The organism is Pseudomonas sp. Tri1 (assembly GCF_017968885.1).
In the GTDB taxonomy this organism is placed as follows: domain Bacteria; phylum Pseudomonadota; class Gammaproteobacteria; order Pseudomonadales; family Pseudomonadaceae; genus Aquipseudomonas.
Genome location: NZ_CP072913.1, coordinates 730,158 through 743,329 on the forward strand (window position 1 = coordinate 730,158; position 13,172 = coordinate 743,329).

General features: G+C 61.0%; 9 protein-coding genes. 4 read left to right on the plus strand and 5 right to left on the minus strand.

Annotated features, from left to right (window positions below; all coding sequences use genetic code 11):
* Positions 1-149 precede the first annotated feature (149 nt).
* On the plus strand, positions 150-4,124 hold the full coding sequence (locus J9870_RS03155) for a DUF6543 domain-containing protein (protein ID WP_210642665.1): 3,975 nt from the start codon (positions 150-152) through the stop codon (positions 4,122-4,124).
* Positions 4,125-4,199: 75 nt separating this feature from the next.
* On the opposite strand, the gene accC is transcribed toward J9870_RS03155, so the two are convergent.
* From accC to J9870_RS03180, 5 genes are all read right to left on the minus strand, one after another.
* On the minus strand, positions 4,200-5,561 hold the full coding sequence (gene accC, locus J9870_RS03160; RefSeq protein ID WP_210642666.1) for an acetyl-CoA carboxylase biotin carboxylase subunit: 1,362 nt from the start codon (positions 5,559-5,561) through the stop codon (positions 4,200-4,202).
* A 17-nt stretch (positions 5,562-5,578) separates the two neighbouring features.
* On the minus strand, positions 5,579-6,043 hold the full coding sequence (gene accB / locus J9870_RS03165) for an acetyl-CoA carboxylase biotin carboxyl carrier protein (protein ID WP_025211623.1): 465 nt from the start codon (positions 6,041-6,043) through the stop codon (positions 5,579-5,581).
* Positions 6,044-6,091: 48 nt separating this feature from the next.
* Positions 6,092-6,544 (minus strand): type II 3-dehydroquinate dehydratase, encoded by a 453-nt coding sequence (gene aroQ / locus J9870_RS03170; protein ID WP_210642667.1) that lies wholly within the window; start codon positions 6,542-6,544, stop codon positions 6,092-6,094.
* Positions 6,545-6,850: 306 nt separating this feature from the next.
* Positions 6,851-8,797, minus strand: coding sequence for a methyl-accepting chemotaxis protein (locus J9870_RS03175; protein ID WP_210642668.1), 1,947 nt, complete (start codon positions 8,795-8,797; stop codon positions 6,851-6,853).
* A gap of 52 nt (positions 8,798-8,849) precedes the next feature.
* Complete coding sequence (locus J9870_RS03180; RefSeq protein ID WP_210642669.1) at positions 8,850-10,520, minus strand: PleD family two-component system response regulator; 1,671 nt, start codon at positions 10,518-10,520, stop codon at positions 8,850-8,852.
* 285 nt (positions 10,521-10,805) lie between these two features.
* Here J9870_RS03180 and J9870_RS03185 point away from each other — a divergent pair, with 285 nt between their 5' ends.
* The 3 genes from J9870_RS03185 (at position 10,806) to J9870_RS03195 (ending at position 12,977) form a co-directional block, all read left to right on the plus strand.
* Positions 10,806-11,873: a DUF2333 family protein gene (locus tag J9870_RS03185; protein ID WP_210642670.1), complete on the plus strand. Its 1,068-nt coding sequence runs from the start codon at positions 10,806-10,808 to the stop codon at positions 11,871-11,873.
* A 4-nt stretch (positions 11,874-11,877) separates the two neighbouring features.
* Complete coding sequence (locus J9870_RS03190; protein ID WP_210642671.1) at positions 11,878-12,435, plus strand: NUDIX hydrolase; 558 nt, start codon at positions 11,878-11,880, stop codon at positions 12,433-12,435.
* 170 nt (positions 12,436-12,605) lie between these two features.
* Positions 12,606-12,977, plus strand: a complete 372-nt coding sequence (locus J9870_RS03195) for a translation initiation factor Sui1 (protein WP_025211628.1) — start codon at positions 12,606-12,608, stop codon at positions 12,975-12,977.
* Positions 12,978-13,172 lie beyond the last annotated feature (195 nt).

Below are 13,172 nucleotides of genomic sequence, written 5' to 3' on the forward strand. Positions count from 1 at the left end.
CTGCAAAGGCGCGCAGTGTACGCCAGGTCGCGGTCAAAGTGGATAAGTGAGTCTGTGCCGGCGGGGTTGGTGTTTCGATATATATATGTATGACATGGGCGTGTTGAACGGCGGATAAGGTGCGGGTCCACACAACAGGGAGCAATGTGATGGACAACACGGCCGAGCGGCAAACAAATGTGAACGGCGCGGGGCCGGTAGCTTCCCCGCAGGTGGCAACGGCACAGGCAACTTTGGAGAAATTGTCCCGGTGGCAGGCGGCTATCGACGCGCGACTGCAAAGCCAGATGACCTTGCTGGAGGTGCTAGAAGAGTATTTGTTGGTCGAGCTGCGCACTCACTATTACCAGGGCAACATTGACCCACACTTCATCGGCACCCTGCTCGACACGGTGCTGCAATGCATGATCGACCACAAGCCTGTGGTCGCTGACGACGAGCGGGATGCGCCCTACCGCTGGCCGGACGGGGCTGACCTGGGTTTTCCGGTAGAGCGCCGGGAGGTCATCGCCCAGGCGGTGGAGGGAACTGCCGCAGGTGTTATCCAGCACTATAAGGACTATCTACGCCGCCATTGGCGAATGGCCGAGGGCGACGCTGCGCTTGAGGGGCTGATCAGGCAAAAGCTCGGCGAGCATAGCGTCGCGATCGACACGCTGTTCCAGCCTGACCAGTTGGTCGGCATGGATGTCGAGGGGCTGCGGGAAAACATTGAAAAACTCCAGGACTCCTGGCGTCGGACGAATCGGTTGACCGCCTTGGCAACCGCTCGGGAGCGCCAGAGTCTCAAGGCGCTAACCCGGTTGCAATTGCCGGATTGGCTGCGGAGCCTGAGCAAAGCCGAGCGTAAACAGTTGAGGGCTTTTCAGGACCAGACCTCGCAAGCGCAGGCGCTGGTGGATGAATTGCTCGATGGCCTGGGTTCGCTGCACGCGTTCGCCCGGCATCTGGCCAAGGACTATGTCAGGCGCGAACTGGACATGGAGGTCGAGCCCGACAGCATTCGCGTGCAGTTGCAGTGGCGCTCCATCATTGACCAGCCGGTGCAAACCCACAGCCTGAGCGAGTTGCTGGCAGCAGGGCCGATAAGGCCGGACAGCGTGTCGGTATTTCTGGTGGAAAACGGCAGCATGTTGCGTAACCAGCCACTTTCGCCAGCCTTCATTACCCAACTATTGGCGGATGTGGATGCCCCTGCCGGGTACTTGTCAGCATTGCGCAGCCAATATGACCGCGCGGATCTGAAAGACGCCATGCTCGATTGGCTCGTTGCGCGACTGGAGCAAAGCGCGTTTATCGCACGTTGTGCCGGTCATTTGCAGGCAGCCCACCACGATGCTCTCAAAACCCTGTGGGAAGACGACGCTTCGGCGCAATCGGCCAACGATTGGCGGGTGACCTGCCTTGCCCTCCCAAACGCACTGAGGTGTTCCGATCTGCTGTTGTTTTACCGCGAAGACGGGCAGGGGGAGGTCAGTGACCTGTTGTTGCACGCCCCCGGCAAGCCTGATGGCCAGGAATGGATCGAGTTGCCCTCGCTTCGGGCCGTGAGTGCGCAAATAGGTGCATGGATTGAAAGCGAAGCGGGTCGCCAATACCTGCTGCAGCAACTCTCTGTGGCCGAGCGTGATGTGGCCCGGGAGTACTTTGCCGTCGTGACGGACAAGCCGACGACATGGGATTTGAACAAAGACCTCAGGAGCACGACGACTGCCTTCAAGGCCTGCCTCCAAGCGTCTGTTGCAATGGGCTTGGCCAATAACCTGGCGCAGGTGGAGCAGGACGAATCGCCTCGGTGGTACGCCTCCCTGCCGCTTGAATCCCGGCGAATCATCAGCAGTTTGAGCCAGGAGTTTCGGATTCATCAGCAGGTCTTCAACGCACAGCTTGCGGGCTATGAAGTCTTTGTGGACTTCGCCAAGCGTACTGTCAGCCAAGCCATCGCGCCGTACATGCGCAGCAAGGGTGTGCTAGAAGCGGTCGACCCGGCAACGGTGCTCATCGACTACCGCCCGGGGTTGGCGGATGGCACCGCGAAGGTTGCTAGCCTGTTGGACCTTGCCGTCCATGGGTATGACGACAATTGGGGCATCGACAACCCCGGCAAAGGCGTGCGTTCATCGGTTGGGCAGGACCTTGGGCAGGTCCGCAGTGCAGATCTGGCGACCTACATTCGACGGGCTTACGTGGGCGAGCAGTATGCGCGCCAGATTCGCGCCCGGTTCCTCGATGCCGGTGCTCCCGAATACACCCAGCGGCGCAATGCTTACCGTAACCTGTTGCTGACCAGGATGGACCGCGACCTGCGCGTCGCGACGGGCAAGTCCTTGGTGAACGCTCGTGAGTTCTGGTGGCTCACCCGGCAAATCACGCTGCTGAGTGAGTCGATGTCTGTGGACGGCTCAGTGAGTTCAGAGGCTGTCGCACAGCGCGAAGGGGTGTTCAGGTTTACCGTCGGCGGTCACGTCGTATTGGGCGTATATGTCTTCGCCTACTTTGATCCGAAGGGTGCCTACTGGCTGTACACCCCCGATGCTCCGGATGACGTCATGTTTCGCAAATACCAGGACTTCCCCGGGGCGGTCGCTGCACGCCTGCGTGATTACGTGCTGGAGCGCGTGGCAGTCGGCGCCCGTGCCGCCGTCAGGCGCTCGCTGGTGGGTTTGGCGGTAACGAGCACCGGTGTCGATGCGGTGCGCGAGCTCAATCGAGTGATGGATATCTCGTCGCAGTTCGATGCCTACATCGAGCGCGCTGTCACTGACGTGGAAGACGTCACCAAAAGTCGCGGCGAGATGATCAGGCATCAGGTGTTCAAGGGGCTGCTTTTTGCCTCTGCTCCCGTGTGCATGGTTTATCCGCCCTTTGCCCTGTTGCTGGATGCCGGCCTCATTGCCCTCAGTTCCAGGCAGGCGGTCGAGGCGCATGTGCAGGGCGACACGGATCGGGCGCTCGGCCATTGGCTGCAAGCGACTTGGGGGGCACTGTTTGGCATGCTTGGGGTCATGAGCATGGCCACACTGCTGGGGCGGGCTGTCAGGAGCCTGAAGCTCGCCGTAAGGCCGATGTCACTGGCCGCCCAGCGCTTGAGGCATGTGCCATCGGTCGCCGCCAAGGAGATCGGGCCGCTGATCCAGCCTATTCGTTTCAATCCGAAACAGGCGGTCAGGAAACCGCCCAAGGATTTGCAGCGGGTGACCGAGGGGGCTTTCCAGGGCACCTATCTCAGCCCGTCCAGCGCAACACGGCCGCGAAATGCCTTCTACATACGGCATAAAGGCAGGTACTACCAGGTACAGGGAAGTATCTATTTCGATGGTTTGTGCCTGGTGGATGCCCGTCGTCCCGGCGCGTTCTACAAGCCGCCCGTATTCAGAATGGCGAATGGCAAGTGGGGGCGTAAAACCGTCGGCCTGAGTGGCGGCAATGATGACGTACGCAACCTTGGGCGAGTGAGCGATCTGCGGGAGGCGTTTCCCGGGCATGTTTTCCCGGATGTGGCGCGGGGCGCGTTGCAAGGTGAGGCCGTGGTGGCGAGATTCAGCGAAGCGGCGGCGGACAATTATCTGTTCTCGCTGAACGCGCAGACCTGCGTGATTGCTTCGTTGTACAACCCGACCACCAGGGTGGGGGCGGTCATTCATTTCGATCACAATATCCGCGCTCTGATCGAACGCAGTGTTCGTGATGTGATGCAGCGTCTGGGAGGGGCCGCCAAGGATATCCGCGCCACTTTGGTGGGTGGAGACTGGTTGACGGGGGCCGATATTGGCGGGCGGGTGAGGTCGGCGATGAGGCGCAAGGGGCTGCAGCCCACCTGGGATCATTGGTCGTATTCTTCCTGCTTCGGCAATACCTACGGCGTGTCACTGGATCTGCGCAGCGGGGTCACCTCGGTATTCAAGACCTCACAAAGCCAGGTCGAGCGCTACTACATTCCGGTGCTGGCGAGGGCGAAAAAGAGTTCCGATCCGGTGTCGGTGCGTGCTCATGAGTTCATGACACGCTTGCGTAGCGAACCGCTGGTGGCCGATGCCAATGGTGCGGTTCGCACCCTGCAGGGCAGGCCGGCGACGGCGGCGCAGATCGAAGCGCACGGGTTCTCTACCGTGGCGCTGAGTTGATCCATTCGCAGGGCTGAAAACCGGCAAAAAAAGACCCCGGCCAATGACCGGGGTCTTTTTACATCACTTGAAACATCAGTGCTGGTTGCCCAGCTTGTGTTCCAGGTAATGGATGTTGACGCCACCTTTGCAGAAGCCTTCGTCACGGACCAGGTCGCGGTGCAGCGGGATGTTGGTCTTGATCCCGTCCACCACGATTTCGTCCAGGGCATTGCGCATGCGCGCCATGGCCTCGTCACGGGTCGCCCCGTAGGTGATCAGCTTGCCGATCAACGAATCGTAGTTCGGTGGAACGGCATAACCGCTGTACAGGTGCGAGTCGACCCGTACGCCATTGCCGCCCGGGGCATGGAAATGCTTGACCGTGCCTGGGCTTGGCATGAAGGTTTTCGGGTCTTCGGCATTGATCCGGCATTCCAGCGCGTGACCGCGGATGACCACGTCATCCTGGGTGAACGACAGCTTGTTGCCGGCGGCGATGCTGAGCATCTCCTTGACGATGTCGATACCGGTGACCATTTCCGAAACCGGGTGCTCCACCTGAACACGGGTGTTCATTTCGATGAAGTAGAAACGACCGTTCTCGTACAGGAACTCGAACGTACCGGCACCGCGGTAGCCGATGTCGATGCAGGCCTTGACGCAGCGTGCCAGGACTTCCTCGCGAGCCTTCTCATCGATGCCCGGTGCCGGCGCTTCTTCGAGAACCTTCTGGTGACGACGTTGCAGCGAGCAATCGCGGTCGCCCAGATGGATCGCATGGCCCTGGCCGTCGGACAGCACCTGGACTTCGACGTGGCGTGGGTTGGTCAGGAATTTTTCCAGGTAGACCATCGGGTTGCCGAACGCCGCGCCAGCTTCGGAGCGAGTCAGTTTCGCCGAGGAAATCAGGTCTTCTTCCTTGTGCACCACGCGCATGCCGCGACCACCGCCGCCGCCAGCGGCCTTGATGATCACCGGATAACCGACTTCGCGACCAATGCGCAAAGCGGTTTCTTCGTCTTCCGGCAGCGGGCCGTCGGAACCCGGAACGGTAGGCACACCGGCAGCGATCATGGCGTGCTTGGCCGAAACCTTGTCGCCCATCAGGCGAATGGTGTCGGCTTTCGGACCAATGAAGGCAAAACCGGAGTTTTCGACCTGTTCGGCGAAGTCGGCGTTTTCCGCCAGGAAACCGTAGCCTGGGTGAATGGCGGTGGCGCCGGTCACTTCGGCAGCGGCGATGATCGCCGGAATGTGCAGGTAGGAGTGCGCAGCCGACGCCGGACCGATGCAGACGGATTCGTCGGCCAGGCCCAGGTGCATCAGTTCCTTGTCAGCCTTGGAGTAAACGGCGACGGTCTTGATGCCCATCTCTTTGCAGGCACGCAGGATCCGCAGGGCAATTTCACCGCGGTTGGCGATCAGTACTTTTTCCAACTTCGCAGGTTTCAACATCGAAAGCTCTCCGCGGTTCAAACGATGGTGAACAGCGGTTGGTCGTACTCAACCGGCTGGCCGTCTTCAACGAGGATGGATTCGATCACACCGCTGGTTTCAGCTTCGATGTGGTTCATCATCTTCATGGCTTCGACGATGCACAGGGTGTCGCCTTTCTTCACGGTCTGGCCGACTTCAACGAAGGACGGCGAGGACGGCGAGGACTTGCGATAGAACGTACCCACCATTGGCGAGCGGGCAACAGTGCCGTTGAGCGTTGGCGCGGCAGGTGCTGCTGGAGCGGCGGCGGCAACGGGCGCTGCTGCCGGAGCAGGCGCGGCGGCCGGAGCATGCATCGGCGCCGGTGCGTAGAACTGCTGGGCCGGAGTCTTGCTGTGACGGCTGATACGTACGGACTCTTCGCCTTCCTTGATCTCGAGCTCGTCGATGCCGGACTCTTCCAGCAACTCGATCAGTTTCTTAACTTTACGGATATCCATGAATCATCAACTCCCAAGGGTCGGTCAGGGGCGTTTAACGCTTGTTGTTCAAGCTGTTGCCGGTCTTTCAAGCTGCTCTAGGGCGGCCTCCAGAGCCAGTCGGTAACCGCTGGCGCCAAGGCCGCAGATCACTCCCACCGCTACATCGGAGAAGTAAGAGTGATGGCGGAAAGGTTCGCGTTTGTGCACGTTAGACAAATGCACTTCGATGAATGGGATGCTCACCGCCAGCAGCGCGTCACGTAATGCGACACTTGTGTGCGTAAAAGCTGCGGGATTGATCAAAATGAAGTCCACGCCTTCGCCGCGCGCGGCATGGATGCGGTCGATCAATTCATATTCGGCGTTGCTTTGCAGGTAGAGCAAATGGTGGCCGGCGGTGCGGGCTCGCTGCTCCAGGTCCTGATTGATCTGGGCCAGTGTCACGGCCCCGTAGACGCCCGGTTCGCGGGTGCCCAGCAGGTTCAGGTTGGGTCCATGCAGGACCAATAGGGTCGCCATCTGCTGTTCCTTGTTGTCTGTGAGCAGGTGTCAGAACCCGGAGACTATGCCGCAAAGCCTTTGTGACTGTCCAGTTCTCTGCAATAGCCAGCACGATGACCGATGTTTGCGCGAAATTTGTGACCGAGGTCTCTGATCCGGTCATACGGTTGGAACCCGAGCCCTGTGGTGAACATTAATCCTGCAACCAGCCCGAATTACTGTGGGAGCGAGCTTGCTCGCGATGGCGGCGGCACATCCAACATCGATGCAAGCTGATCCACCGCGATCGCGAGCAAGCTCGCTCCCACAATGGATCTGTGGTGCTTAAACCCTGAACGCCTGCACGGCGGTGTGCAACCGCCCACCCAACACCAGTAGGTTGTCACCCTGTTCCCGCCCCTGGCCGATACGCAGCAGGTTATCTCCACCCAACTGATGAATCCGCTCGCTGTGATCGCGGATTTCGCTGACGGCGCCGCTTTGTTGGGCGGTGACATCGGCGATGCGCACTGCGGTATCGGAAATGGTCTGGATGGCGCCGACGATTTCATCCAGCGCGCCGTCAGCCGCTTGTGCCTGGCTGGCGGTGGCTTCGGCGTGCTCGACCTGAGCGCGCATACCGTCCACCGACTGGCGCGCGGCCAGTTGCAGGCGGGCGATCAGTGTCTGGATCTCGGCCGTGGCCCCAGCAGTACGTTGGGCCAGGGAGCGAACTTCCTCGGCCACCACCGCAAAGCCCCGGCCCATTTCCCCGGCGCGTGCGGCTTCGATGGCGGCGTTCAGAGCCAGCAGGTTGGTCTGGTCGGCAATCGAGCGAATGACCGTCAACACGCCGCCGATGGTGGCGGACTCCTGCGCCAGTTGTTCGATCATTTGCGCGTTGCCTTGCACTTCCCCCACCAACGCGTGCAGGCCGGTGAGGCTCAGGCCGATGACTTTCTGTCCTTGCTCCACGGCATGTCCGGCGCTGCGACTGGCGTCGGCGGCCTGGCTGGCATCGCCGGCTACCTGTTGGATCGTCGCTTCCAGTTCGCTGAGGGAATCACGGATCAGTGCCGTGTCATCGGCCTGATCCTCTGCGCCGCTGTGCAGTTCGCCGCTCAGTTCCGCCAGGGCCCGGCTGCTGCCAGCGACCTGTTCGGCATTGACGCGGATGGTGCCCACCAGGTCCACCAGGTAAGCGCGCAGGCGATTGAGCGACGCTTCGATGTCTTGCAGCTCGCGATTGCTGGCGCCTACATGGATGTCGTGGCTGAAATCCCCTTCGGCCCAGGTCGACAGGGCCGGTGCCAGGTGCGTCAAGGTCCGGGCCAGGCGCCGCTGCAAGGTGTCGATCAGCAGCGCGATCAACAGGATCAGGCCGATCATCAGCCCCTGGATCATCCGTACCTCGCCCTGGATCTGCCCGTGTTGGGCGCGAACCGCAGGCTCCATGGCATCGATCGCTCGTTGCACATCAGCGGTTTTCAGGTGGGTAGCGTTGCTCAGCTCGGTGCGTTTCTGGATCAGTTCGCGGGTGCGCTCCAGTTCTGCGGGGTAGCGGCCAAGCAGGCTATTGAGTTCGCGCTTGAGGGCGATGCCGGCATCTTCGGCGACGGCTTTTTCCTGGGTTTCCAAGCCCATCAATGCGGCGAAGTCATCACCACCGGATTCGTTGTTGGTTGTTACGCCAAGCAGCGGCAGGTTATCCAGGCGTTCGGCTTGGGTACGGATACTGGCCAACTCTCGCTCGACATCGGCGGCCAGTTCACTGCGACCGCTGCTGACCAGTTTGTCCCGGGTGAGGGACAACCGGCCCAGATGCTGCGACGCGGCGAACAGGGGTGGCAAGTAAGCTGGGGCGCCATTGGCATATTGGGCGAGTTGCTCCAGGCTGGCGCTCAGCTCACGTTCGGCCTGTAGCAGCAATGCCTGTGGGTCGCCCGCCAGTTTGCCGGCGGCCAGCAGATCGGTCTTGCTGAAGCCGTCGAGGTTCGACAGGCTCGGGCGCAGGGTCTTGGCCAATTCCGGGGGGAATTGATCCAGGCCTTTTTGCAGCGTTTCCAAGGCCTGGGTGGCAGCGCTCAGGCGCAAGGCATCGCCGCTGGCCAGGTATTCCTCGATGTTGCGCGCCACTTCGCCTTGGAACTGCCGCGACAGGCCCAGGTAGCGCTCCATCAGAAGATAGGGGCGCTCCAGGGCGATTTGCGACCACCACAGCGTGGCGCCCAGGCCAAGACACACAGCGACTAAAAGGAGGGTGTTGAGATTGGTCAGCAGCTTCAGGCGCATCAAAGGTCTACCAGGGGCAGAATCGTAAGTGCCTGAAGTTATTGCGTTTGCGTTACAGGTTTATGACCGAATCGGTCGATTCTGATGAAAAGGTGGCACTTTGCTTTGATTGCCGGGCGCTCTGCACCCGGTTGCGTCCGGCGTGCTTGGCACGGTACAGCGCTTCGTCTGCCTGGCTGGCCATCATCAGGCTGTCGGAGTCGTCGCTCATTTCCACCACACCGGCGCTGAAGGTGCACCACAAGTCATGGGGCTGGGCCGGGTAATGGATTTCGGCAAAGCGCTGGCGGATTTCATCGAGCACCTTGCAGGCGGCATCGATGTCGGTGTCGGGCATGACGATGGCGAACTCTTCACCGCCATAGCGGCCAATGAAGTCGGTCTTGCGCAGACGCTGCTTGAGAAACAGCGCCAGGCTCTTGATCACCCTGTCACCCATGGGGTGGCCATGGCTGTCGTTGACCCGCTTGAAATGGTCGATGTCGAGCATGGCGAAGCTCAGGGGTTTGCCTTCGCGGCGAGCGCGGAAGCTGCAATCTTCGAGCAATTGCAGGATGTGGGTGTGGTTATACAGCCCGGTAAGGCTGTCACGCACCATTCGCGCCTTGAGGTTGCGCGCCCGGGCCGCCCGGTTGCGCACTGTGGTGATCAGGTGTCGGGGCTTGATCGGTTTGGTCAGGAAGTCATCGCCGCCTTCACTCATGGCGTCGAGCTGCTTGTCCAGGTCGTCTTCGGCGGACAGGTAAATGATCGGCACACTGACGTAGCGGTCGTTGTGGCGGATGACCTTCGCCAGTTCCGTGCCTGTGCAGGCGGGCATGTACATGTCGAGGATGATCAGGTCGGGCTGGAAATCCGCCAGTTCGGCCATGGCCTGGATCGGCTCGATCAATGTGCGGGTGACGATGCCGGCGCTGTTGAGCAGGCGTTCGGTGTGCAGGGCCTGGGCGCGGGAGTCATCGATGATCAACACTTTGTAGGGTTCGTACTGGGCGACGCAGGTCAGCACTTCGATCTTTTCCAGCAGGCTCGAGGCTTCGAGGGTGCCCGTGAGAAATTCCTGGCCACCAGCGCGCACGGCCGCCAGGCGTGTCGGGGTGTCGGTCTCCAGCAGGCTGAAGAACAACAGCGGCAGTGGCTGTTCCAGGCCTTCCTGGGCTTCGGCCGCCAGTTTCAGGCCGATGCCGGGGCCGCTGAAGTCCACATCCATGACAATCGCTGCCGGCAGGCGCTCGACCATTGAGGCGCGGAACGCCGCGACACTGTCCAGGGCCTGGGCGCTGAGGCCGAAGAACTCCAACTGCTTGGCCAGCCGCTCGGCGCGGTCGTGGTCCTGCAGCAGCACGTAGATAGGTTTGCGCAGCGGCGGCAGGAAGGTTTGTTCGAGCTGGTCGCCATGACGCAGGCCGGTGCGGGACAGGCGCTGCATCAGGCGATTGATTTCGGTGATCAGCTGGCTGCTCAGGCGCCCGCGATTGGCGTCCACCGCTTGCAGTGATTGGTGGATGCCCTCGGCAAGCTGGGAATGCTCCGGCTGTTCGAAGCGCTCGGCAAAGCGCAGCAGGCGCAGATTGGCTTCGCTGAGTTCGGACAGATCGGTGCTTGACCATTCTGTGCGTTGCAGGCGCTGCCAAATTTCCAGGATCTGGCGAGCCTGATGAATTACCCGCTGGGCAAAGTGGTGCTTGAGGCGCTCACGGCTGGGGTCTTCTGGCTCGGTCATATCCTGACTACTAGTTAGGGTGCATGCTGAGATCGACTGGTGGCTCTATGCTAGCACCTCTTTCCCCAGTCATGAGTGTCATACGTCAATATTATGTCTGGGCGCGAAATTCAGTTTATGACCCGTCAGTCTCATAGGCCGATGACGACGCTTCCTTTATAGTGGCAGATCGATTGCCCTGTCGTGGCCGGTATGGTTTGCGCCGCATTATCGCGTTTCAAATCAGGCACGATGGCGTAGGGTTGTGGTCGAACCGTGAACTCAAGTGATTGAAGGGACATCGCCATGCTGGACTGGAAAAACCGCGCGGGCAGCGCGCCTGAACGTGCCGCCGAACCGAAATCGGCCACCCGCAGCTACCTGGGTGGGCTGTTTTTCAGTCGGGCACTGGCCACGCTGGTCGGCCTTTACCTGCTGGTGACCATTGCTGTCGGCTGGTACTGGAGCCAGGAACCGGCGCTGTTCCCCGTGCAGCAAAATGCCCAGGCGGCGGCCGAGAAGGACGGTCGGCAAATGGTGGTGGGCTATACCACCGTCGAAACCCTCAAGACCGTGGCCGGGACCTTGCTGACCAAGCCGGGTGGCTACATTTCCAATGACCGCTTCCCGCCAGGCCTGTGGATGGACAACATGCCGAGCTGGGAATACGGCGTACTGGTGCAGGTCCGCGACCTGAGTCGCGCCTTGCGCAAGGACTTTGCCCGTTCCCAGTCCCAGTCCGCCGAGGATGCTGACCTGGCTAAGGCCGAGCCGCGTTTCAACTTCGATAACCGCAGCTGGGTGCTGCCTTCCAGCGAGTCGGAATACCAGGAAGGCATCAACTCCCTGAGCCGCTATCAGGCGCGTCTGTCCGACCCAACCCAGAAAAACGCCTTGTTCTACGCTCGCGCCGACAACCTGAACAACTGGCTGGGGGACGTCGGTACCCGCCTGGGCTCGCTGTCCCAGCGCCTGTCGGCCAGTGTCGGCCGGGTCAAGCTCAACACCTCGCTGAAAACCGAAGTTCCGGTTCCGGGCCAGGTGCCGCAGGTGGATGAAGAGGTGGTCGAAACCCCATGGATGCAAATCGATAACGTGTTCTACGAAGCGCGTGGCCAGGCCTGGGCGCTGTCGCACTTGCTGCGCGCCATCGAGGTGGACTTCGCCGATGTACTGGCGAAAAAGAACGCCACGGTCAGCGTGCGGCAGATCATTCGTGAACTGGAGGCCTCCCAGGAGCCCGTCTGGAGCCCGATGATCCTCAACGGCAGCGGCTTCGGCGTATTGGCGAATCACTCGCTGGTGATGGCCAACTACATCTCCCGCGCGAACGCGGCGGTGATCGACTTGCGGCAATTGCTGAACCAGGGCTGATTCGATGGACGAAAGCAGCCGCGAGGTCGCTCATCGGGCGGCCTCGGATGCCGAGCTGATCGCTTGGGTCGACGAACACGACAACCCGCTCGGCAGCCTGGTACGTGCCGATCTGCGTGAGCGTGGCCTGATCGGACGCGGTACCTACATCCTGCTGTTCAACTCGGCCGGTGAGCTGTGCGTTCATCGGCGGACCTTGAGCAAGGCGATCTACCCGGGTTTCTGGGACGTGGCGGCGGGTGGCATGGTCCAGGCGGACGAGACCTACGCCGAGTCGGCCGCCCGTGAGCTGGCGGAGGAACTGGGCGTGAGTGGTGTCGAACTTATCGCCCATGACCATTTCTACTTCGAAGACACCGGCAGCCGCCTGTGGTGTTCGGCGTTCTCGGCCGTGTGGGATGGTCCGCTGATCCTGCAACCTGAAGAAGTGCTCGAGGCGCGTTTCCTGCCCGTCGATCAAGTGCTCGATGAAATCCAGCACAAGCCATACTGCCCGGACTCCCTGGCGGCGCTTGAGCGCTATTTGCGCGCCCATGGCGATGGCGTCGCAAAGAAGCTATAAATTGGCGCCGATTGGCCCTTAGCAAGTCGGCTTTTTGCCGTTACACTGCGCGACTTTTCCAAGCTGAATCGCCTCTGCGGTCCAGTAGCGCTGCCCCTGCCTGAGTGGGGCTTCGCGGTCGAGGTACTGTCTCCCCTCGACCAGTCTTTGTCCTCCCGAGAGGATTGCCGGTGGCCAAAAAAGCCGCATCCTTCGCCGCCCTGGGCGGCCTGGTATTTTCTACCGACGCCGGTCGTCATTGCCCTGATTGCCGTCAACCGGTGGATGCCTGCATCTGCAAACAGACCGCCATCCCTGAAGGTGATGGCATCGCTCGCGTGCGCCGCGAAAGCAAAGGCCGCGGTGGCAAGACGGTGACGACGATCACCGGCGTGCCGTTGGCCGAAGACGCGCTCAAGGAACTGGCCACCACGTTGAAGAAACGCTGTGGCACCGGTGGCGCGTTGAAAGACGGCATCATCGAGATCCAGGGCGATCACGTCGAGCTGTTGCTGGCGGAACTGACCAAACACGGTTTCAAGGCAAAAAAATCCGGCGGCTAGCAGCCTCTGTGAAAACCACCCTCGGCCCGATCCGAACCCGATGTTCGAGATCGCCCACATGGTTTTCACAGAGCCTGTTCTGAACGGGCTTCTAAACTCAGCGCTGCGAGCAGGGTCTACCTTGCTGACAGACAATCCGTCATTTTCACTCTTTAGACTGCGCCAGCCTCCGACCGGATGGTGCATTTTGACTTC